The organism is Rhizobium rhizogenes NBRC 13257, from assembly GCF_000696095.1.
Lineage (GTDB): Bacteria > Pseudomonadota > Alphaproteobacteria > Rhizobiales > Rhizobiaceae > Rhizobium > Rhizobium rhizogenes.
Genome location: NZ_BAYX01000008.1, coordinates 375635 through 395508, shown reverse-complemented (window position 1 = coordinate 395508; position 19874 = coordinate 375635). Strand labels below are relative to the sequence as shown.

The following is a 19874-nucleotide window of genomic DNA, read 5'->3' as shown; positions in this document are numbered from 1 at the left end:
GGCCTATAATATCGTTGAACTTATTCGAAATCCGTGGAAGCCGAGACTTGTTCCCAGGCGTCGAACTCGGTCTTGAGCAGGCCGAGCTTTTCGCGAACGAGGCTAATGGCGTCGCGGCCTAACAGAAGATGGGTCGGCGGGTTTTCCGATGCAATAAGCTGCAGCATAACGTGTGCCGCCTTCTTCGGATCACCGGGCTGCTTACCGCTGCGTTCGAGGCGGCGCTGGCGCCACGGCTCGAAGATTTCGTCGTAATCCGAAATCGAGCGCTCAGCGCGCACCATCGAGCGACCGGCCCAATCGGTACGGAAACCGCCGGGCTCGACGGCCGTCACATGGATCCCAAGGCTTTTGACCTCCTTGCCGAGACTTTCGGAAATCCCCTCCAGCGCGAACTTGCTGCCGTGATAGACGGAAAGTCCGGGAAAGGTGACAATGCCGCCCATCGACGTGATGTTGAGGATATGACCGGCGCGGCGCTTGCGCATATAGGGCAGTACGGCCTGGATGAGGGCCACGGGACCGAAGACGTTGACCTCGAACTGGCGGCGCAAGTCATCGATCGTCGATTCCTCCAGCAAGCCCTCATGGCCGTAGCCGGCATTGTTGACGAGAACATCGATGGCGCCGATCTCCTTTTCGACCTCGGCGACGACGGGAGCGATAGCGGCAGTATCGGTAACGTCGAGCAGCTTGCCGAAAGCAGATCCAGGCTTCAGCGCCTCGAATTCGACGCGATCCACCTGGCGGCGCAGCGTGCCGACGACCTTGTGGCCGCCGGCAAGGGCAACCTCCGCGAGAGCCCGGCCGAAGCCGGTGGAAACGCCGGTGATAAAGAGCGTCTTGGCATCGGACTTTGTATCGGACATGGCGATGTCTCCTTGTTGAATGCGGTCAGGATAGGCCGAGACGACAGTTTCGATAATCTCATCAATTGCAGATGGCCTTTTTAGCAAAACTGATTAATCTCGGCGAAGCACAATGTCGTTCGGAGAGCATGGATGCGTCAGGATATGTTGGACGGGCTGGTGACATTCGTCACCGTCGCTGAGGAGAAGAGCTTCTCGGCCGCAGCCGTGCGGCTTGGCGTATCACCCTCGGCAGTCAGCCAGTCGATCAGCAAGCTGGAGGGCCGGATGCGGCTGGCGCTCTTCAATCGCACTACCCGCAGTGTCAGCCTCACCGAGGCGGGCTTGCGCTATCTCGAGCGCGTCGTTCCCGCCGTGCACGACCTGACGGCCGCCGCTCAGGAGCTTGGCGAAGCTGTCGACAAGCCCGCCGGACTGCTGCGCATCAACGTGGCGCGTGCCGGTTACATGATCGCGCTTCAACCGATCCTGCGCGATTTCCTCGACACCTATCCGGACATCGAGCTGGAGGTACGCATCGAGGGATCGCTGGTCGATATCGTCGGCCAAGGGTTCGACGCCGGCGTCCGCTTCGGCGACCTCGTGCAACGCGACATGGTGACGGTGAAGATCGGGCCGGCTATCTCGGCCCATATTATCGCAGCGCCCGGCTATCTTGGCCGATACGGCATCCCTAGACATCCGCGCGATCTGCTCCACCACAATTGTATCAGCTTCCGCCATTCCTCCAGCGGACAGATCGAACGCTGGGAATTCGAAAAGGACGGCGAGAAGATCGAGCTTGCGGTCAACGGCCGGCTGATCCTCAACGATTCCGCCGCGCTAACCCAGGCTGCTCTGGACGGCATCGGCATCGCCTATATGATCAACGGTTATATCGATCGCTTTCTCGATGACGGACGGCTGGTGCGAATCCTCTCCGACTGGAGCCCGTCACTGACGGGACTTGCGCTTTACTACCCCGACCGCCGCCGCGTTCCGGCCAAGCTTAGGGCGCTGATCGACTTCCTGCGCCAACGTCGGCAGGTCGAACCGCCACAAACAGCCGGCGCCTTCACCTGAGATCAGCGATCCAAGGATCGTTGGCGCACCAGAGCACCGAGATCGGCAAGCGTCGTCCAGAGTTCCCCGAACAAGCGCTGGGCAAAATCCTGCAAAGGCAGATCCTGCGGTCTTTCGTTCCAGCGCTCACCGCCGATACGTACAGCGCTGACGACGATCGCCGATAGCAGGCGCAGATGCAGCAATTCCCCCTCGCCGCCGCCGGACCGCGCATAGAGCGCATCCGTCAATTTCGTCTCGAGCTTGGCATATTTCAACTGATGGCGGGCGCTCAGTACCGGCGTATCATGGATCAAAGCACCGATAGCGAGGCTCTGTGGATCGGCCATAGCGGCAAGCAGTGCCGACGTCAAAGCGCCTTCGATGACGGCGACGATCGATGCGTCCTTGGGCTGCGCGGCAACGGCGTCGGCCAGTTCGTCGGCGAAATTGTCCTGCCAGGCGAAGACCACCTCTTCCTTGCTTGGGAAATAGTCGAAGAAACTGCGTTTGGAGACATCGGCAGCCTCGGTGATGTCCTCGATCGTCGTGCCGTCAAAGCCACGTTCTAGAAACAGGGCCAGCGCCGCCGCCTCGATGCGCTCACGCGTCTGGCGACGCTTGCGTTCGCGCCGGCCTTCCTTCACGGCACCATCGATCTCCTGAACATCCGTCATGAAGTCCCCCGTTATGCACCTGCCTCCGGCCGCCCCATATCGGCCGCGCCGGCCTCAGCCGCATAGGCGGCGATTCCAGCATTCTCATTCGTGCTACGATATTCGGAGCCATCAATCGAGAGCTCCAGCGGTTTTCCACGCGATATGCGATAGACGCCCGCCGGCGGAATGTTGCGCACAGTGCCGCCGACGCGCGTCGCCTTCAGGCCGAGGCGATCGAGGATCAGCCGCGGCACCGGACAGCGCGGACCGTAGGTGAACTGATAGAAGGAGCCGCCGGGCTTCATCGTCGCGAAAGCGCCGCCGACGATCGCGGCGATCTTTTCCGGAGGCATAGAAAGCAGCGGCAGACCGCTGACAACAGCGCCGAATGGCGTGTCAGCAAACAGGCCGCATTGGCCGAGCTGCGCCGCATCCATCTGAACCACGCGCGCTTGCGGAAAACGGCCGCGCAGCGGAGCGACGAACTCTTCGCCGAACTCGATCAGGGTCAAATCGCATTCGGAGACGCCACGCGCCAGCAATGCCCGCGTGAAAACGCCGGTGCCGGGACCGAGTTCGAGGACCGGGCCGTCGAGCGGTTCGATCTCCTGCGTCATCAGCCGCGCCAGTCGTTCGCCGGATGGCGCAATCGCCGCAACCCGCATGGGGTCGCTCACCCAGGAGCGGAAGAACTGCACGAAATCGGAGCATGTCGTCTTTGTCGTCATTCCGTTAGTCCCATCTGTGACCAAGAACACCAATTGTGGCGTGATCACGCCACGAGCAGCGTGGCAATTCGAAGGCACAGCAACAAACCCGCCGCTGAAATCAGCGGCATGAAAACCATAACGGCGCCTCATAATCAATGCATTTTTTTAACTATTGTATTTTTGCGTTTAGTGCAATATTTAATCCGATACAGAAATAGCGAAACTCTTCCCCTTGGAGACTGGCAATGCCCGACTGGACCGTGAAAGACATTCCCTCGCAGACCGGCCGTACGGCCGTCATCACCGGCGCCACCAGCGGCATCGGTTATGAAGCCGCCAAGGCGCTGGCAGGCGCCGGCGCCAGGGTGATCATCGCGTCGCGCAATGAAAGAAAAGGCGCCGAGGTGCTGGCTGAGATCCGCGCCGCGGCGCCCGGCGCCGACATTGCCTTCGAACCACTCGATCTCGCCAGCCTCGTTTCCGTCGCCCGCGCCGCCACCCGCATCGCCGCATCCGCGCCCCGGATCGACCTGCTCATCAACAATGCCGGCATCATGGCCATTCCGGATCGGCATGAGACGGAGGATGGCTTCGAGATGCAGATGGGCGCGAATTATATCGGTCACTTCGCCTTGACCATGCGGCTATTGCCGAAGCTCCTTGCCGCAAAGAGCCCGCGCGTCGTCACCGTAAGCAGCCTGGCGCACCGCAGCGGCAAGATCAATTTCGACGACCTGCACTGGGAGGAGAGCTACAGCGCATGGCGCGCCTATTGCCAGTCAAAGCTGGCGACATTGATGTTCAGCCTCGAACTCGACCGGATCGCCCGGGCCGAGGGCTGGAACCTCACGAGCACGGCGGCCCATCCCGGCTACGCGATCACCGGCCTGCAAAGCACCGGCCCGCGCATGGGCCGGAACAGGGCGGGCTGGCTTGAACTGGTTGGCAAGGCGATAGAGCCGATCCTCTCGCATTCGGCGGCGGGCGGCGCCCTGCCGACATTGTTCGCCGCCACCTCGCCTATTGCCGAGGGCGGTGTCATGTATGGTCCTGATGGTTTCTACGAGCTGAAAGGCTCGCCAGTCCGTGCCAAGATCGTGCCCTACGCCCAGAACAACGCCATATGGCGGCGGCTTTGGGAAGTATCGGAGCAGTTGACGGGATTGAAGATGCCGGTGCCGGCTATAGCGTGATATTCGCCCTCTCCCCGCCGAGGCGGGGAGAGGGATTCACACATAAATCACCGCACGACGCATTGCCGGCGCGGACCATTGGTCGGCTGATAGGTGTTGTCGGAGGCGCGATACGACCGATACCGGTTCGCGCACCAGCGAACATGCGCGCTTCCATGCGATGGGCGAGCCACCGCGCCACCGACGATCGCGCCCGCGGTGAAGGCCGCCATCGGATACCACCAGCCATCATTGTAACGGCGATAGCCGGGGCGCGCGTAACGATAGCCGCGATGGCCCTGCCAATAGCCCGGGCGATGATGATAGCCAGGGCGATAATACGGCCGATGATGGGGCCGGTAATGCGGACGATAGTGCGGTCGGTGATGACGATATTGCACCTCGGTCACGCCATTGGCCTGGCCGGTCGTCTGCAAGGCCCCGTTCGTCTGCAAGGCCAGTGGCTGCGGCAGGGGTTGGATTGGCCCCGCAGCGACTGGATTGATGGACGAAACGGCAAGCAAAACACTCAAGGCGGTGGCTGACACCGCCGACAATAATCTCCTCACGGTCATTCTCCTCTCAAGTCCCAACGACATCAGAAAACGCGCAATGATTGAAAAAGGTTCCCGAGGATTCGACCGCTTGCGCAAACTTGAACAGCGTAATATCTATATAGATAGGAAGCCTACCTATTTATAGGATCTGAACGCATGTATGAAACCGGGCACGCCAACGATATTGAAGAGGCTATGGCACTGGCCGAAGCGCTGCGCCCGGCCCTGCATCGCCTCCATCGCCAGCTAAAACGCGAGACCGGCGACACCGGCATCTCGCCGCTGCAGGCGCTTCTTCTCGTCGGGATCATCCGGCAACCGGGCATCGGCGTCGCCGAGCTGGCCCGGCAGGAAAAATTGCGTGGGCCGACAATATCGGGGCATATCAAGGCCATGGAACGCGAGGGCCTTGTCGCCCGCGCCGCGCCCGATCCGCAAGACCGGCGACGCAACGGCCTGATCGCCACGGACAAGGGGTGGACCCTGATCAAGAGCATCAAGCAAAGGCGGACCGACTGGCTCGCCTCCGAACTCGCAAAACTGTCGCCCGAAGCGCGCGCCGCCATTCGCGCAGCGATCGGCCCACTCGGAGCCATCGGACAATGACCGCCCGGAATCAGCAAGCCGCCCCGCAACCGACACTGAGCGAAAGCGGCCCGCCCGACCGCCGCGAAATCCGCGCCGTCATCCTCGGCCTGATGATCGTGCTCGGCCTCGCCGCCATCGACCAGAGTATCGTCGCCACAGCTCTGCCGCGCATCGTCAGCGATCTCGGCGGCGTGACGCATCTGTCCTGGGTGGTCAGCGCCTATGTGCTGGCCTCGACCAGCACCATGCCGCTCTACGGCAAACTCAGCGACCAATATGGCCGCAAGCCGATGATCTACGCGGCAATCCTGATCTTCCTTCTCGGCTCCATTCTGAGCGGCATGGCGCAGACGCTGCTGCAGCTCATTATCTTCCGCGCCATTCAGGGCATTGGCGCCGGCGGGTTGATGCCGCTTGCGCAGATCATCATCGGCGACCTGGTGCCGCCGGCCAGGCGTGGCCGCAGCCAGGGCTCGATCGCCGCCGTCTTTGCCGTCTGCAGCGTCATCGGCCCGGTCGTCGGCGGTGTCATCACCGATCTGCTTTCGTGGCACTGGATCTTTTACGTCAACCTGCCGATCGGCGCGGTCGCCCTTGTCATGATCGGCCGCGCCATGAAGCGGCCACATCAGGCGCGCAGCCGCCGCATCGACTATCTCGGCGCGGCACTCTTGACCGCCTGCACCACCGGCCTCCTGCTGGTACTTGCGCTTGGCGGCAACGAATGGCCCTGGAATTCACCTGAGATCATCGGCCTGTCGGCGGCCTCCCTCATCCTCACCGTCCTCTTTGTCTTCCATGTCCGCCGCGAATCGGAGCCGGTTCTGCCACCCGATCTCTTCCGCAACCGCCTGTTCGTCATTGCCTGCCTTGTGCTCGCCCTGACCTTCATGGGCATGCTCGGCGCGAGCCTGTTCTTTCCGCTGTTCTTCCAGATGGTCATGGGTGTCAGTCCCTCGCAATCCGGCCTGCTGACCGGACCGCTGATGGTCGGCTTCGTCATCTCCTCGATGTTCAACGGACGTGTGCTTCTACAACGCTCCGGCCGCTACAAGCCGGCCCAGCTTTTTGGCCTCGGCCTTGCAACCACGGCCTTCGCCGTGCTCACCTTGGCCGCCGCCGAGAGCCTGGGATTCGCCGTCATCGAACCCTCGATCTTTGCGCTCGGCCTGGGGCTTGGGCTGGTGATGCCGACGATGACGATCGCGGTACAGAACGCCCTGCCCCTCGCCCATCGCGGTGTCGGCACGGCGACGCTTGCCTTCTTCCGCTCGCTCGGCGGCCTCATCGGCGTCACCGGCTCCGGCGCGATCCTTGCCTATCGCGTGCAACAGGCGACTGGCGCGTCCGGCAGCCTGGACATGTCGTCGCTGACCGAAAGCGGCCTGAAGCAGCTCGCCACCGCTTCGCCGGAAGCCCATGCCGCGGCGATCGCGCTCTACCGCCACGCCATCGCCATGACCTTCGCCACCGGAACCGTCATCGTGGCACTGGCACTGATTGCGCTGTTGTTTCTGCCAGAGCTTCCGCTAAGAGCGGACCACGGAGAGGGTGCCAGGCCGCAACGTTGAAATCACTGTAGATTTTCTTCTGCCACAATGGATCTGACGCGATCGTAGCGCTCAGTGAAAAGAGGACCCGGCAGGATCTCCTCGGGAGAGTATTTCCCATACAAGGCGAAGCTTTGCTCGATAAACTTCTCCAACGAAATGAGCCTATAGTCCTGATGCGGCTTGAACATATAGGAGCCCTCGACTCCCAAAACCTCAGCCACCTCCGGATATACCGGAAAACAACACCCAGCCATGATGACGTCAGCGGGCACGATATCGGTCTGGTTTGTTTCGATGCCGCACTGTCGCAGGAAGACGCGCGCGATATCGCGGATGGGGCGAGCCTTGGAGTGATCTATGCCATACATGAAGCTCTCGCGCCGCGACCAGGCTCTAAACGACTCCGATATATCCAGCCCATGCGCGGCAAAGCTTTCCAGCAGCTGCTTCCGCTCGCTCTCCCAGCGGGAAAAGAATCCGCTTCGCTCGAATATATCGCGCCGAAACAAGGCTCGCGTTCTCTCGGCGCTCAATCCCGCTCGAAAGGCCGCCAGCGCGATCATGGAGTGATAGGCGCCCATCGGACCGTTGATGAGCTGCCCTCTCGCGCCGACAAAACAGATGTCCGGATGGTAGGCATCAAATTGTATGGACGGAATTCGGCTCAGCTTTTCCACCGAGGAGAAATCATAATATCCATGCTCGATCTGGGGATGGATCACGATCCGGTCATATGTGGGAATAGTCTGGACGAAATGATCCAGGCTTGCCCGAAGCGTCCAGACATCGACGTGATCGATCTTCACATCATTGGTCAGCAACCTCATGGAGTTTGCAAGGCCGAACGTCTGGGCATTCGAAATAATCAACCATGCTTCCACGGCAGGCTCCCAATGATATCCATATGCCTCTAAACATCCCCCGTAAGCCGGCTACCGGTTTGGGCGGCGTCAGGGGCGCAGCATCTCGATCTCTCGTTCGTCGCAGACAACGGTTTGATACTCGGTCTCGGGAGGCGGCGGCAGCATCACGGCTTTGGGCTCGGCTTCCTTGCTGGGCTGCGAGACGTAGTTCCTGACGAAGCACCGCATCACATGCGCTACACCGAGATGGTTCACCTCACGGTAGTCGTCTTCATAGTAGAGGCCGCCGGCATAGCTTCCGGTGATGATCTCGTAGGACGGGAAATAGTCGATCCAGTCAAAACGCGAGAGCATCTGCTCTGCCACCACGCGCAGCACGGCTTTGCTATAGGTCGTCGAAACCAGGACGTTCCGGTTCTCGTAGGTCGCCACCAGCGGCACCGGGGAAACGGTGAGAAGCACCTTTACGCGAGGATTGACCTCCTTCAATTTCTTCAGGAACAGCGACAGATGACGGTCGACCTCTTCGACGGTGAAATTGACGAATTCATACCGGTTAGGATCGAACGATCCCGCGGTCACCCCGGGCGCAAGAGGAAAGACGGATCCATCCGCCTTCGATCGCCACGATTCCGTCAGCCCCAGCGTGAAGACGAGAACATCGGAATCGAGGAATACCGACCGCACGGCCGCAAGATGTGAACGGCGCGCCTCGACGACGGCGTCCGGGCTTTCATACCCGTCCGGCTCGATCTGCGGACGGTAAGGATCGACGAACCTTCCATCCTTGCGCAACCAGGCTTTCTCCACGGGTTCACGACCTTCGAAGACTTCATCGAAAAGCTGAAGCAGCTGCCGGGCCGTATAGATATTCCCGTAGCGCGCCGAGAAGACGCCGAAATTTCGCTTGGATCTTTCCGCGTCGGACAAATGCTCGCCCTTCTCGGCAATGAAATAATGAAAGCCGATGCGTTGAATCTGGCGCGAGATATGCTGCGCGAAACAACTCCCGGCCGTTGCGACTTTCACTTGCCTGTCGATCTTGAATCTCGGATTGACGATCGGATCGAACATATGCGTTTCCACGCGTGCAACGGAGCGACGCCACAACTGATAGTCATTGATCGTGGAATATGGATTGCTCATGCATCTGCCTCCGCTATCGCCTGTTTTACGCGGTTGAAACGCGTGAGATAGCCCGGCTCGACCGTGATCTCATCCGCCCCATAGTCCGAGTAAGCTTCGAAACTGAGCTCAATGAGTTTCTCCAGCGAGATGAGCTTGTACTCGCCGAAAACCTTAAACATGTAGGAGCCACGAACCCCGAACAATTCGCCTATTTCGGGGTATACCGGAAGACAGACCCCATTCACGATTGTGTCGAACGGCACCAGATCCGTCTTGTTTGTCTCGATGCCGCGATTCCTGAGAAATGTGCGAGCGACATCGAGGATAGGGTGGGCCTTGGGATGCGCCAGGCTATGCATGAAACTCTCGCCGCGCGTCCAGCGCCTGAAGGGGTTCGTCATATCCATCCCGAAGACAGCGAAAGTGGAGATGAGTCTGTCTCTCGCCGGCTCCCAGCGCGAGAAGAAGCCGCTTTGTTCATATATGTCGCGACGAAACAGCCTTCGCGTCTTCTCGACGCTCAACCCCGCCTGGAAGGCTGCGAGAATAATCATCGACTGATTGGCGGCCAGAGGCTTGTAGATACGTTCGCCGCGCGCGCAGGCGAAACAAAAATCCGGGTGGTAGGCGTCGAACTCCAGGTTCGGAATCTTGTGCAGATTCTCCACCGATGAAAAATCATATCCCATCAGCTCCGCTATGGGATTTATGATCAGCCTATCGTATTTCGGAATCTTCTCGGCGTAATCCGCCATTTCCCTCTTGAATTGCCAAACATCCACACAATCAAGATCGAAACTGTCGCTCAACAACTGCAACGAACGCGCAAGCGCATAAGTATTGCAATTGGAAATCAACAACCAACGCTCCACGGCGCGCCCCCTAAGCACAGGCCAATTCCCAGCAGCCTCGCCATCGCGTGTCGGATTTCGAATAAATAGCCCCTATTCTATTCGAAGATTGCGACGTGGAAGCACCAACAGAGAAACCTCCGAGAAAGATGGAGGTCTATTCTCCAGATATCTCAGCGTTAAGTCATGGAATCTCCAACACCATTTGAGCATTGAAACGAGTAAACTTGCTATGGCCAAGCAATTCTATACAGATAACGTCGGCCCCAGTCGGCTAGCGTCACATCACTATGGAATGCCTTGTATTTCGGTCAGCGGGGCATGAGTTTACCGCTTGAAAACTCAAACGGTCGCAGCCGTGTCGTCCAATCACACGACAGGAAGGCATCCGGGCCAGGCATGTGGGACTTGAAGCCCACCGCGGCGCGCGGAAATCCGGTCAGCGATCCCGTTCCCGCGCGTCATAGCGGATGCGAGCCTCAATGATTTCCCGCTGATTGTTTTCCGTCCAGTTGACCAGCGACTGGATCGTTTCGTGCAAGGTGCAGCCGAGAGATGTCAGCCTGTATTCGACGCGTGGCGGCACCACCGGGAACACGGTGCGTTCGACAATGCCATCACGCTCCAGATGGCGCAGCGTATTGGTCAGCATCCGCTGGCTGACGCCATCGATGCTCCGCTTCAATTCCGTGAACCGCAGCGTGCGCTTTTCAAGCAGGGCAATGACCAGCAGCGACCACTTGTCGGCGATCCTGTCGAGGATCTGCCGGACTTCACAGCCCTCGCGCTGATCCCATTGGAGAATGTCGTAGCCCTCGTCGGTGCTGCTGCAATCACTCGGTGAGTTTGAAGTGCCTTCTTCCATGGGTTCGGAATATGCCTTACCTCAATCATGGTTACAAGAAGTAACTGACAGGCATCCTAGTAATTGACCTGCCATTTCCATACCGAACCATCAAACGTGAGGGCATACACCCATGTCGACCCTATCTCACACCTCGACTTCGCAAGCGCCGATGAGCGCCGGGGCGAGAGGCGCCCTGCTCGTCCTGTGCGGAGCGATTTTCCTCGAAGGCATCGATGTCGCTATGCTGAATGTGGCCTTGCCGGCAATCCGCGCCGAGTTGGGCCTCTCGACCACGACGCTCAGTGCCGTCGTCAGCTCCTATGTGCTCGGCTATGCCGGCTTCATGCTGCTCGGCGGCCGCGCGGCCGACAATTTCGGCAAGCGGCGGGTATTTCTCTCTGCGCTCGCCGTGTTCATCGCCTTCTCCGGTCTCGGGGGCTTTGCCACCGAAGGCTGGATGTTGCTGACGCCGCGCTTCGTCACCGGCATCGCCTCGGCCTTCATGACGCCGGCCGGCCTGGCGCTGATCATGACAAACTTCCCGGAAGGGCCGCAGCGCAACAAGGCAGTCCTCATTTACGCCGGCACGGCTGCCGGAGGCTTTTCGCTGGGGTTAGTCGCCGGTGGCCTGCTTTCCGCCATCGACTGGCGGTGGGTGTTTTTCGCGCCGGTCATTCTTGCCAGCCTCATCTTCATCCTGACGCCGCGCCTGGTCGCCGACGACCATCAAAGAGACCATAGCCAGCGCTTCGATATGTTGGGGGCCGTCATCCTCGCCGGCGCCATGCTGACCGCTGCCTATGGCGTGACACGGCTTGAAAACCCCAAGCATGGCCTGGAGTGGACCCTTGCCGCCTTTGCCGCGAGCGCAATCCTCTGGATTGCCTTTATCGCCATCCAACGGAAGGTCGCAATGCCGCTGGTGCGGCTCGGCATCCTGCGCTCGCCTTCGCTCGTCCGCGCCAATCTCAGTGCCTTGTTCTTCGCCGGCTCGTTCTTCGGCTTCCAGTTTCTGGTGTCGCTCTACCTGCAGGAGCTGATGGGCTGGACATCGCTGCAGACAAGCCTTGCACTGTTGGCGATCGGCGCCGACGCTATCCTCGCTCCGACCGTGACCCCGTGGCTGGTCAATCGCTTCGGCAATATCAAGGTCATTTTCGGTGGGGTGCTGCTGGCGGCATTATCCTATGCCTGGTTCCTGCAAGTGAGCCTCGACTGGACCTATGCGGCAATGCTCCCTTCGATGATCCTGCTTGGCCTGGCATTCTCGCTCGCCTATGGCCCGCTGACCATTCTGGCGACGGACGGGATCGACGAAAGCGAGCAGGGTCTGGCCAGCGGCCTCGTGAACACGGCCTTTCAATTCGGCGCGGCACTCGGACTGTCGGCGGCAAGCGCCGTCGGTGTTTTGGCGCTCGGCGCGGAAACCGACGCCGACTCTCGCCTCGAAGCCCTGCGATTGGCACTGCTCGTGCCCGTGGTCGCAACCGTCATCGGTCTCGCCGTGACCGCGACGGGATTAGGCCCATGGCGAAAGGCTGCTCACGGATGAGCGATATCGCCCGATTGCATCGATGTCAGGAACGACAATCCCGGTTGAAGGACTACCGATTTTGCCCGACACGCTTTTCAAGTTCGAGCGTGCGCGCGGTCAAATCGTCCAGCTCAAACCCCTGAGACACGAGAAGGGCCGCCGATCCGTCATTGGGATCGGCGGCAAGACGGTGCGCTTCCTGCAAATGATGTTTTAGCCAAGCGCGCTGCTCACCCTGTAACCGCAAGCGTTCAGCACCATGTTTGCGATCCGTCAGGATATTGTAGGCCGCATTCAATCTGGCATCGAACTTGTCAATCTCGACTTGCCCACATTTCAGCATTTCCGAGGTGACCCCCTCAGACCGATCGACGCACGCTTTCATTTCGTCCTCACTCTGCGCCATCGCGGGATGAGTCGTCATCATGGCTATAATTCCGACAAGGAAAACATATCGGAGCATGGAAGCAGTTCCTTGATCTCAAAACCAGAATGCAGATTTGGATATGTCTGTTTCGGCACGCTGGATGATGTCTGCTTTCAAGAAGCAGCAAAGCTGACCCTAGTGCCGACACGCGGCGCATAGCCGTCGCCTAACGGCAAATATGCGAGCTTTGCCTTGGGTCAAGATGCGTCATTCCGCCACAAGCGATTCGAACTTTTCATCGCCGATCACCGCCGCTACGACGCTTTTTCGCCTGTTGGCTATTTGCCAGCCCACACGGGGTTGTAGTTCCGGCCGCAACGGGCAGCAATTTTCGATATTGATGCTTTGGAAGTGGAAGAAATGGCGCACCCGAAGAGATTCGAACTCCTGACCCCCAGATTCGTAGTCTGGTGCTCTATCCAGCTGAGCTACGGGTGCGTGGCCGAGACGGTGTAATCCGTTGGCGTGGCGGTTCTCTAAAGCGTCCTTCCGGGGAATGCAAGTGGGTTTGTGAAAAAGATCGCGATTTTCACAGAAGCGGAGGCGAAGAAGCTGAAAAACCTCAGCTTTCGTGAGCGCTGCGGCTGCGGTAATCGTCAAGCGATACAGGGCGATCCGGTATTTCGATGCGGAACTGCGTGCCGGCGGCGGGTTTTTCCACCAGGGCAATGGTGCCGCCATGGGCCAGCACCAGCTCGCGGGCAATCGCCAGACCAAGGCCGGTGCCGCCGGAGCGCGCGGAGCCACGGAAGGCGGTAAACAGGTTTTCCCGTGCCTTCTGCGGCATGCCCGGGCCGGTGTCGTCGACGGTGATGCCGACGACACTGCCGATACGATGCCCTGAAACCGTGATGCGGCGAATGCTGTCTGGCTCGGCATCGCCGAAGGCGACCAGCGCCTGATGGGCGTTGCGGCAGAGATTGTGGATGACGCGGAACAGTTGCTCGCTGTCGGCATCGACGACCAGATCCTGGCTCACCTGCTCGACGAACTCGATGCCGCCATCGGGATCGATCGCCAGGATATCGCGCACCTCGTCGATCAACTCGTGCAGATGCACCCGGCGGCGGCGCGGCGCTGATTCGGAGGTCTGGCCGTAGGATAGGACCTCGGTCGTATAACCGACGGCGCGGTCGATGGTGCGCAGGAGTTTCGGCGCGAAACGCTTGACCATGGGGTCGTCGACATCGACCAGACGGTCCGACATCAGTTGCGCCGCCGACAGGATGTTGCGCATGTCGTGGTTGATCTTCGACACGGCAAGGCCGAGAGCAGCGAGGTTCTTCTGCTGCTTCAGCGTCTTTTGCAGTTGCGACTGCATGGAGGCGAGATGGCGGCCGGCCACGGCAAGCTCGTCGCGTCCTTCATCCGGCACCAGCACGCGGCTCGGATCTTCCGGATCGTCGGAATAGGCCTGCATGCTGTCGGTCAGCCGACGAATCGGGCCGATCATCATGCGGTTGATGGCAAAAAAGATCAGGGTCGCCGTGAACAGCGAAATCAGGATCGACATCAGGAAGACGCTGCCGGAATAGGCGAGCATGGCATTGCGCAAGCGCGTGTCCTTCAGCACCACCTCGATGCCGGTGCCGGCATCGCCGCCGACCGGGCCGAAGACACGGATGATCCGGTTGCCACCGAACAGCAGCGTGTCCAGCGCGTCACGCATCGCTGTCGGCAGCGCAACATTGCTCAGATCGTACTGCTCGTCGACCGAGGCCGGCATCTCGGCGGTCGCCAGCAGCCGCGAGGTTCCGTCCTTGCGCAGCACGATGGCGCGCGTTCCCGTCGCCATCAGCGTTTCCTTCTGAAGCGCGCGCGGGAGTTCCACCGGCTGAAGACCGTCGATGACGGTCGCAGCCGCGGCGGCCGTGTTCAGCCGGTCTTCCAGCCAGCGCAGCCGCATGTTGGCGACCGACGGCACGAAAATCAGCACTTCGGCAAGCAGGATGAAAAAAATGGTGAGGATCAGGAGTTTGCCGGAGAGGCCGCCGAAAATGCCGGTGGGCCGGCAGAAACGGGCATGACCACGCGCCTCAGCCTTGTTGGCCGTGCCGAGGTTCCTGTCCTGCTCACTATCCATTTCAGCTGTCCCGCTTTGCTGCAAAGCGATCTGATGACGACATATCGAAAGCGGATAATAGGGGATTGCGGCGCGTTTTCCAATCGCTTCCGTGACAGACGGCAAGATTGGCCGTCGCAGGAGCGGAAAAGGCGCATTCGCGTACCCTTCCAGCTCCTGTACTGATGGATCAGAATTCCTGTGTCGCCGCTGCGCCACCGCCAAAGGCGCTGGCGATCTTGCCGATCATGCGGTGTGCCGGCGATGCCACGGCGCGATGGGTCTCCGCGCGCGCCGAGACCGGTGCGGATGCCGCTACCGTATCCGTGTCGACCTTGAAGCGGGCGACAAGGCGAACGAGGCCGTCCGCCTCCTCCGAAAGACGGTGGGTGGCGGCCGAGGTTTCCTCAACCATGGCGGCGTTGCGCTGTGTCACCTCATCCATCTGGTTGACGGCCTTGTTGACTTCGGTCAGGCCTGTCGCCTGTTCGCGGGCAGCCGTCGCGATGGAATGAATGTGATCATTGATCTTCAAGACGCGCGCCTCGATGGTCGCCAGCGCCTCGCCGGTTGCCTGCACGAGCTTGACGCCCACTTGCACCTCGCTGCCGGATTTGCTGATCAGCGCCTTGATATCCTTGGCAGCCGTGGCCGAGCGTTGCGCCAGCTCGCGGACTTCCTGGGCGACGACGGCGAAACCCTTGCCGGCATCGCCGGCACGGGCGGCCTCGACGCCGGCATTCAGCGCCAAAAGATTGGTCTGGAAGGCGATCTCGTCGATGACGCCGATGATCTGGCTGATCTCGCCGGATGCCTGCTCGATACGCCCCATGGCATCGACGGCATTGCGCACGACCGTGCCCGAGCGAGCGGCATCTTCCTTGGCATCCGTCACCATGACGCTCGCCTCCCGTGCCCGCTCGGTCGAGCTTTGCACCACAGCGGTAATCTCGTCGAGCGCCGCCGAAGTCTCTTCCAGCGCGGCGGCCTGCTGCTCGGTGCGCCGCGACAGGTCGTCGCTGGCGTGACCCAGTTCGCTGGTATTGGCGTTGATCGAGCCGGTCGTCTCGCGCACCTCGCGCATGGTGCTCTTCAGTGTCATGAGCGTGGCGTTGACGTTCTGCTGCAGCTCGGCGAAGGCGCCCTGGAATTCGCCCTGCATGGTCTGGGTCAGATCGCCGTCCGCAAGGCTCGCAATGACGCGGCGAACCTCGCTGGTGCCCGTATCCACGCTCACCAGGAGTTCGTTGATGTTGCCGGCGAAACGATTGAGGTTGACGTCCTCGTAGTCCTTGTCGATGCGGCGGCTGAAATCGCCGGCCGCTGCCGCCGCAACGACGATCGACATGTCGGACTGCAGCTCATCGTTCCGGGCGCGCATCGTCGTTTCCTCGGCATTCATGCGCTGCACTGTCTTGCCGTTCTGCTTGAATATATCGACGGCGGCGGCCATCTCGCCGATTTCATCCGCGCGTCCTGCGAAGGGAACCTCCACGTCGAAATTGCCGTCCGCCACCTGCTTGATGGTTTCCGTCACCTTGCGGATCGGGCGGCTCAAATGCACGGTGCCGATATAAGTGCCGAGGCCGGCGCCCGCGGCGATGCCCAACACCGTGATACCGAGCACAGCCCAAAGGACCGTTTGGTGGAAAGCGTCGATTTCAGCGCCGATCGTCGCGAGCTCGGCCTTATCAGCCTTGACGACGGCATCGATCTCGGCCTGGAAGGCCTTGCGGTTGGCACGGTTGGCATCATTGTTGCCCTGCTTGCTGGCGGCATCCGGGCCGTCCGACAGGGCGAGCCTTACGGTCTCTGACCGGAATGTGCGGAATTCCTGGGCCCGATCCTGCAATTTGGCGAATTCCGCCTTCTGTGCTTCGGGAACCATCGGCAGCCAGATGGCAAATGTGCTGTCGATTTCGTCGAGATCCTTCATCAACCCATCGGCGAAACCCTTGGCATCCTTGGCGGCGGCGGAGGCATAGATACCGCGCGCTTCCATAACCACGGCGGTCACGACACGGTTCAGATGCTCGCCCTGATAGGCGCGGCTCGCTGCCTGTTCATAGGCCCGCATCTGCCGTTCATATCGGTGCACGGCATAAAGAGCGGTTACGCCGATCAAAAGCGCGGCTCCGGCCATCACACATACAAGCAGATTAATCTTGCCACGAATCTTCAACGACATGCCTCCTGGAAGCGGAAGCCATCCCCTCGAAAACTTGGGCTTCCCGCAATACCCCTAAATATCCACTAAAATCATTAATGTTATATTGCGCTATTTTTAATATAAATTCCGAAACACTTTCCGATACTTAGTGTATATTTAAAAATAACACTTTTAATATTATAAAATACGAAACTACCAACTATCCGGAATCTCAGCGCCGTTACGCCGGCAAGACAAAGCCGCGCTCGACCCAGGACACCTGGCCTATAGGAATCTGCGGAGGTATAATTGACTTCCGGGGCCATGATCCGTATAAGCCCGCGCACGTCCGGTCATGGAGCCTGCATTTGCGGGCCAAGTCCGTTCGTCATAATCAACAACGCTCCTTGCTTTTAAAGCAAAGCTCAAGAAGGGCCGCACTCCGCGGTATTCAAATAAATGAAGCGTACTTACCAACCATCCAAGCTTGTTCGCAAGCGTCGCCACGGTTTCCGTGCACGCATGGCAACTGCTGGCGGCCGCAAGGTTCTTTCCGCCCGCCGTGCCCGCGGTCGCAAGCGTCTTTCGGCCTAAGGGCCGGAATGCCCGAGAAGATGGCGGGCGAATTGACGAATGAACGATCCAAAAAGACTGTCGGGCGGCTGAAAAGCCGGCCGCAGTTTCTTGCTGTCCGCCAGGGCGAAAAGCGCAAGGGAAGTCTCTTCCTCATCGAAGCGCTGGACCGCAAGCTCACCGATGCCGAACCCCGCGTCGGTTTTACCGTTACCAAAAAACATGGCAACGCGGTGGAACGCAACCGCATGCGGCGCAGGCTGAAGGAAGCCGTGCGGCTTCATGCCGGGTTTGCAATGCAGCCCGGACACGACTATGTGGTTGTCGCGCGGCGCGAAGTGCTGACCGCATCCTTCGAGAAACTCGCGAACGAACTCGTTCAGCGCATCGAAACCAGGCCGAAACATCGGCGGCCGGAAACGGACCGTTCCAGGAAAGTATGATGGAAAATAAACGCAATTACTTCATAGCAATTGCCCTGTCTGTGCTGATTGTTCTCGCTTGGCAGTTTTTCTACATGAACCCGCGTCTCGAAGCGCAGCGCAAGGCCGAACAGGCCGCGAAGCTGCAGCAGCAGACGCAGCAGGCTCAGACGACGCAGAACCCAGCCGCCGGCGCCACCGTAGACGGCGCAGCGCCGTCGAGCGGCCAGAGCGCACCGACGACGCTGACCCACGATCAATCGGTTGCCAAGTCGGCCGCCTCGCGCGTCGCCATCGACACGCCCGCGCTGTCCGGCTCCATCAATCTGGAAGGTGCCCGCTTCGACGATCTGCAGCTCAAGGCCTATCATGAGACGGTCGACAAGAGCAGCCCGATCATCACGCTGTTCAGCCCGGCTGACACCAAGGACGGCTACTTCACCGAGCTCGGCTATGTCGGCAGCGATGCGACCGGCGCCGTTCCCGGCCCCTCGACCGTTTGGACGCTTGCGAGCGGCAGCAAGCTCACCGACAGCACGCCGGTGACGCTCTCCTATACCAACGACAAGGGTATCACCTTTACCCGCACCGTCTCGGTCGACGAACGCTACATGTTCACGATCACCGACAAGATCGCCAATAGCGGTCAGGCGCCGGTGTCGTTGTCGAGCTATGGCCGCGTGACGCGCTACAACAAGCCGACCACACCGTCGGCTTACGTCCTGCATGAAGGCTTCATCGGCGTCATCGGCGACGACGGCCTGATCGAGACCAAATATACCGCCGCCGAAAAGGAAGCCGTCAATCCCGCCAAGGCGACCGGTGGCTGGCTCGGCATCACCGACAAGTACTGGGCTGCCACGATCGTGCCGCCGCAGTCGGGTGCCTACGACGCGCATTTCTCGCATTTCGCCGATGGCCAGCCGCGCTATCAGGCCGACTACAAGCAGGATGCCGTCACCGTCGCCCCCGGCCAGTCGCAGGAGCTGAAGAGCCTCGTCTTCGCCGGCGCCAAGGAAGTGCCGGTCATCGACCGCTACGAGACGAGCTATTCGATCCCGAAATTCGACCGCCTGATCGACTGGGGCTGGTTCTATTTCATCACCAAGCCAATGTTCAAGCTGATGGATTTCTTCTTCCGCTACTTCGGCAATTTCGGCGTCGCCATCCTGTGCACGACCATCGTCGTCAAGGGTCTGTTCTTCCCGCTCGCCAGCAAGCAGTACGCCTCGATGGCGAACATGAAGCGCATGCAGCCGAAGATGGAAGAGCTGAAGGCCAAGTTTGGCGACGATCGCATGGGGCTGCAACAGGCGACGATGCAGCTCTACAAGGAAGAGAAGATCAACCCGATCGCCGGCTGCTGGCCGGTGCTCCTGCAGATCCCGATCTTCTTCTCGCTCTACAAGGTGATCTACATCACCATCGAGATGCGCCATGCGCCGTTCTTCGGCTGGATCCAGGACCTTTCAGCTCCCGATCCGACCTCGATCGTTAATCTCTTCGGCCTGCTGCCGTTCACGGCTCCGACGATCCTGCATCTCGGCGTCTGGCCGCTGATCATGGGCATCACCATGTTCCTGCAGATGCGGATGAACCCGACACCGCCGGATCCGACCCAGGCGATGATCTTCAACTGGATGCCGCTGGTATTCATGTTCATGCTGGCCAGCTTCCCGGCCGGTCTGGTGATCTACTGGGCGTGGAACAACACGCTCTCGGTGATCCAGCAGTCGATCATCATGAAGCGCCATGGCGTGAAGGTGGAGCTCTTCGACAATATGAAGGGCCTCTTCAAACGAAAACCGGCACCATCGAAATGACGAAAAAAGGCCCCGCGAGAGCGGGGCTTTTCTTTTTGGGGATATC

19 protein-coding genes and 1 tRNA gene are annotated in these 19874 nt (G+C 60.1%); 8 read left to right on the top strand and 12 right to left on the bottom strand.

Annotated features, from left to right (window positions below):
• Positions 1–20: 20 nt before the first annotated feature.
• Positions 21–869, bottom strand: a complete 849-nt coding sequence (locus RRH01S_RS20620; RefSeq protein WP_042473973.1) for an oxidoreductase — start codon at positions 867–869, stop codon at positions 21–23.
• 132 nt (positions 870–1001) lie between these two features.
• Between RRH01S_RS20620 and RRH01S_RS20615 the strand changes: the two genes are divergently transcribed.
• Entirely contained in the window at positions 1002–1931 is a 930-nt protein-coding gene (locus tag RRH01S_RS20615; RefSeq protein ID WP_007695496.1) for a LysR family transcriptional regulator, read from the top strand.
• Positions 1932–1933: 2 nt separating this feature from the next.
• Here RRH01S_RS20615 and RRH01S_RS20610 read toward each other — a convergent pair whose 3' ends face one another.
• Together RRH01S_RS20610 and RRH01S_RS20605 are read right to left on the bottom strand one after the other, a co-directional pair.
• Entirely contained in the window at positions 1934–2587 is a 654-nt protein-coding gene (locus RRH01S_RS20610; protein WP_007695494.1) for a TetR family transcriptional regulator, read from the bottom strand.
• A gap of 11 nt (positions 2588–2598) precedes the next feature.
• Positions 2599–3297 carry a class I SAM-dependent methyltransferase gene (locus RRH01S_RS20605; RefSeq protein WP_007695492.1) on the bottom strand — a complete coding sequence of 233 codons (699 nt, stop codon included), beginning with the start codon at positions 3295–3297 and terminating at the stop codon, positions 2599–2601.
• 227 nt (positions 3298–3524) lie between these two features.
• Between RRH01S_RS20605 and RRH01S_RS20600 the strand changes: the two genes are divergently transcribed.
• The gene (locus tag RRH01S_RS20600) at positions 3525–4472 is read left to right on the top strand and encodes an SDR family oxidoreductase (protein ID WP_007695490.1); all 948 of its coding nucleotides are present in this window, start codon (positions 3525–3527) and stop codon (positions 4470–4472) included.
• Positions 4473–4519: 47 nt separating this feature from the next.
• Here the strand turns inward: RRH01S_RS20600 and RRH01S_RS20595 are convergent, their stop codons facing one another.
• Positions 4520–5026 (bottom strand): BA14K family protein, encoded by a 507-nt coding sequence (locus tag RRH01S_RS20595; protein WP_012650888.1) that lies wholly within the window; start codon positions 5024–5026, stop codon positions 4520–4522.
• A 138-nt stretch (positions 5027–5164) separates the two neighbouring features.
• Between RRH01S_RS20595 and RRH01S_RS20590 the strand changes: the two genes are divergently transcribed.
• A complete protein-coding gene (locus RRH01S_RS20590) occupies positions 5165–5614 on the top strand; it encodes a MarR family winged helix-turn-helix transcriptional regulator (RefSeq protein WP_007695487.1) in 450 nt (149 codons plus the stop codon).
• Positions 5611–7167, top strand: a complete 1557-nt coding sequence (locus RRH01S_RS20585; RefSeq protein WP_034520172.1) for an MDR family MFS transporter — start codon at positions 5611–5613, stop codon at positions 7165–7167. The genes RRH01S_RS20590 and RRH01S_RS20585 overlap by 4 nt, the downstream gene beginning before the upstream one ends.
• A gap of 2 nt (positions 7168–7169) precedes the next feature.
• Here the strand turns inward: RRH01S_RS20585 and RRH01S_RS20580 are convergent, their stop codons facing one another.
• The 4 genes from RRH01S_RS20580 to RRH01S_RS20565 form a co-directional block, all read right to left on the bottom strand.
• Entirely contained in the window at positions 7170–8030 is an 861-nt protein-coding gene (locus RRH01S_RS20580) for a WcbI family polysaccharide biosynthesis putative acetyltransferase (protein ID WP_007695483.1), read from the bottom strand.
• A gap of 69 nt (positions 8031–8099) precedes the next feature.
• Entirely contained in the window at positions 8100–9158 is a 1059-nt protein-coding gene (locus RRH01S_RS20575) for a GSCFA domain-containing protein (protein ID WP_007695480.1), read from the bottom strand.
• On the bottom strand, positions 9155–10030 hold the full coding sequence (locus tag RRH01S_RS20570; RefSeq protein ID WP_007695477.1) for a WcbI family polysaccharide biosynthesis putative acetyltransferase: 876 nt from the start codon (positions 10028–10030) through the stop codon (positions 9155–9157). Before RRH01S_RS20570 ends, RRH01S_RS20575 begins: the two co-directional genes overlap by 4 nt.
• Before the next feature lie 400 nt (positions 10031–10430).
• Positions 10431–10856, bottom strand: coding sequence for a winged helix-turn-helix transcriptional regulator (locus RRH01S_RS20565; protein ID WP_034520170.1), 426 nt, complete (start codon positions 10854–10856; stop codon positions 10431–10433).
• A 112-nt stretch (positions 10857–10968) separates the two neighbouring features.
• On the opposite strand from RRH01S_RS20565, the gene RRH01S_RS20560 reads away from it, so the two are divergent.
• Positions 10969–12390 carry an MFS transporter gene (locus tag RRH01S_RS20560; protein ID WP_034520168.1) on the top strand — a complete coding sequence of 474 codons (1422 nt, stop codon included), beginning with the start codon at positions 10969–10971 and terminating at the stop codon, positions 12388–12390.
• 52 nt (positions 12391–12442) lie between these two features.
• Here RRH01S_RS20560 and RRH01S_RS20555 read toward each other — a convergent pair whose 3' ends face one another.
• From RRH01S_RS20555 to RRH01S_RS20540, 4 genes are all read right to left on the bottom strand, one after another.
• Complete coding sequence (locus RRH01S_RS20555; RefSeq protein WP_034520165.1) at positions 12443–12835, bottom strand: lysozyme inhibitor LprI family protein; 393 nt, start codon at positions 12833–12835, stop codon at positions 12443–12445.
• Between the two features lie 325 nt (positions 12836–13160).
• Positions 13161–13237: transfer RNA gene (locus tag RRH01S_RS20550), tRNA-Arg, on the bottom strand.
• Positions 13238–13361: 124 nt separating this feature from the next.
• On the bottom strand, positions 13362–14882 hold the full coding sequence (locus RRH01S_RS20545) for a sensor histidine kinase (protein ID WP_034520162.1): 1521 nt from the start codon (positions 14880–14882) through the stop codon (positions 13362–13364).
• Positions 14883–15051: 169 nt separating this feature from the next.
• Positions 15052–17043, bottom strand: a complete 1992-nt coding sequence (locus tag RRH01S_RS20540; protein ID WP_007695468.1) for a HAMP domain-containing methyl-accepting chemotaxis protein — start codon at positions 17041–17043, stop codon at positions 15052–15054.
• Between the two features lie 426 nt (positions 17044–17469).
• On the opposite strand from RRH01S_RS20540, the gene rpmH reads away from it, so the two are divergent.
• The 3 genes from rpmH to yidC are packed head-to-tail and all read left to right on the top strand — an operon-like array spanning position 17470 to position 19828.
• Positions 17470–17604: a 50S ribosomal protein L34 gene (gene rpmH / locus RRH01S_RS33560; protein ID WP_046794124.1), complete on the top strand. Its 135-nt coding sequence runs from the start codon at positions 17470–17472 to the stop codon at positions 17602–17604.
• 20 nt (positions 17605–17624) lie between these two features.
• The gene (rnpA, locus tag RRH01S_RS20535; RefSeq protein ID WP_034520160.1) at positions 17625–18026 is read left to right on the top strand and encodes a ribonuclease P protein component; all 402 of its coding nucleotides are present in this window, start codon (positions 17625–17627) and stop codon (positions 18024–18026) included.
• A complete protein-coding gene (gene yidC / locus RRH01S_RS20530; protein WP_007695464.1) occupies positions 18026–19828 on the top strand; it encodes a membrane protein insertase YidC in 1803 nt (600 codons plus the stop codon). The genes rnpA and yidC overlap by 1 nt, the downstream gene beginning before the upstream one ends.
• Positions 19829–19874 lie beyond the last annotated feature (46 nt).

What these genes read in the sequence shown, in the direction of transcription:
- RRH01S_RS20565 (WP_034520170.1), bottom strand. Translation starts at nt 10,856, where the DNA reads ATGGAAGAAGGCACTTCAAACTCACCGAGTGATTGCAGCAGCACCGAC.
- rnpA (WP_034520160.1), top strand. Translation starts at nt 17,625, where the DNA reads ATGGCGGGCGAATTGACGAATGAACGATCCAAAAAGACTGTCGGGCGG.
- RRH01S_RS20585 (WP_034520172.1), top strand. Translation starts at nt 5,611, where the DNA reads ATGACCGCCCGGAATCAGCAAGCCGCCCCGCAACCGACACTGAGCGAA.
- RRH01S_RS20595 (WP_012650888.1), bottom strand. Translation starts at nt 5,026, where the DNA reads ATGACCGTGAGGAGATTATTGTCGGCGGTGTCAGCCACCGCCTTGAGT.
- RRH01S_RS20545 (WP_034520162.1), bottom strand. Translation starts at nt 14,882, where the DNA reads ATGGATAGTGAGCAGGACAGGAACCTCGGCACGGCCAACAAGGCTGAG.
- yidC (WP_007695464.1), top strand. Translation starts at nt 18,026, where the DNA reads ATGGAAAATAAACGCAATTACTTCATAGCAATTGCCCTGTCTGTGCTG.
- RRH01S_RS20590 (WP_007695487.1), top strand. Translation starts at nt 5,165, where the DNA reads ATGTATGAAACCGGGCACGCCAACGATATTGAAGAGGCTATGGCACTG.
- RRH01S_RS20620 (WP_042473973.1), bottom strand. Translation starts at nt 869, where the DNA reads ATGTCCGATACAAAGTCCGATGCCAAGACGCTCTTTATCACCGGCGTT.
- RRH01S_RS20605 (WP_007695492.1), bottom strand. Translation starts at nt 3,297, where the DNA reads ATGACGACAAAGACGACATGCTCCGATTTCGTGCAGTTCTTCCGCTCC.
- RRH01S_RS20610 (WP_007695494.1), bottom strand. Translation starts at nt 2,587, where the DNA reads ATGACGGATGTTCAGGAGATCGATGGTGCCGTGAAGGAAGGCCGGCGC.
- RRH01S_RS20600 (WP_007695490.1), top strand. Translation starts at nt 3,525, where the DNA reads ATGCCCGACTGGACCGTGAAAGACATTCCCTCGCAGACCGGCCGTACG.
- rpmH (WP_046794124.1), top strand. Translation starts at nt 17,470, where the DNA reads ATGAAGCGTACTTACCAACCATCCAAGCTTGTTCGCAAGCGTCGCCAC.
- RRH01S_RS20555 (WP_034520165.1), bottom strand. Translation starts at nt 12,835, where the DNA reads ATGCTCCGATATGTTTTCCTTGTCGGAATTATAGCCATGATGACGACT.
- RRH01S_RS20615 (WP_007695496.1), top strand. Translation starts at nt 1,002, where the DNA reads ATGCGTCAGGATATGTTGGACGGGCTGGTGACATTCGTCACCGTCGCT.
- RRH01S_RS20560 (WP_034520168.1), top strand. Translation starts at nt 10,969, where the DNA reads ATGTCGACCCTATCTCACACCTCGACTTCGCAAGCGCCGATGAGCGCC.
- RRH01S_RS20575 (WP_007695480.1), bottom strand. Translation starts at nt 9,158, where the DNA reads ATGAGCAATCCATATTCCACGATCAATGACTATCAGTTGTGGCGTCGC.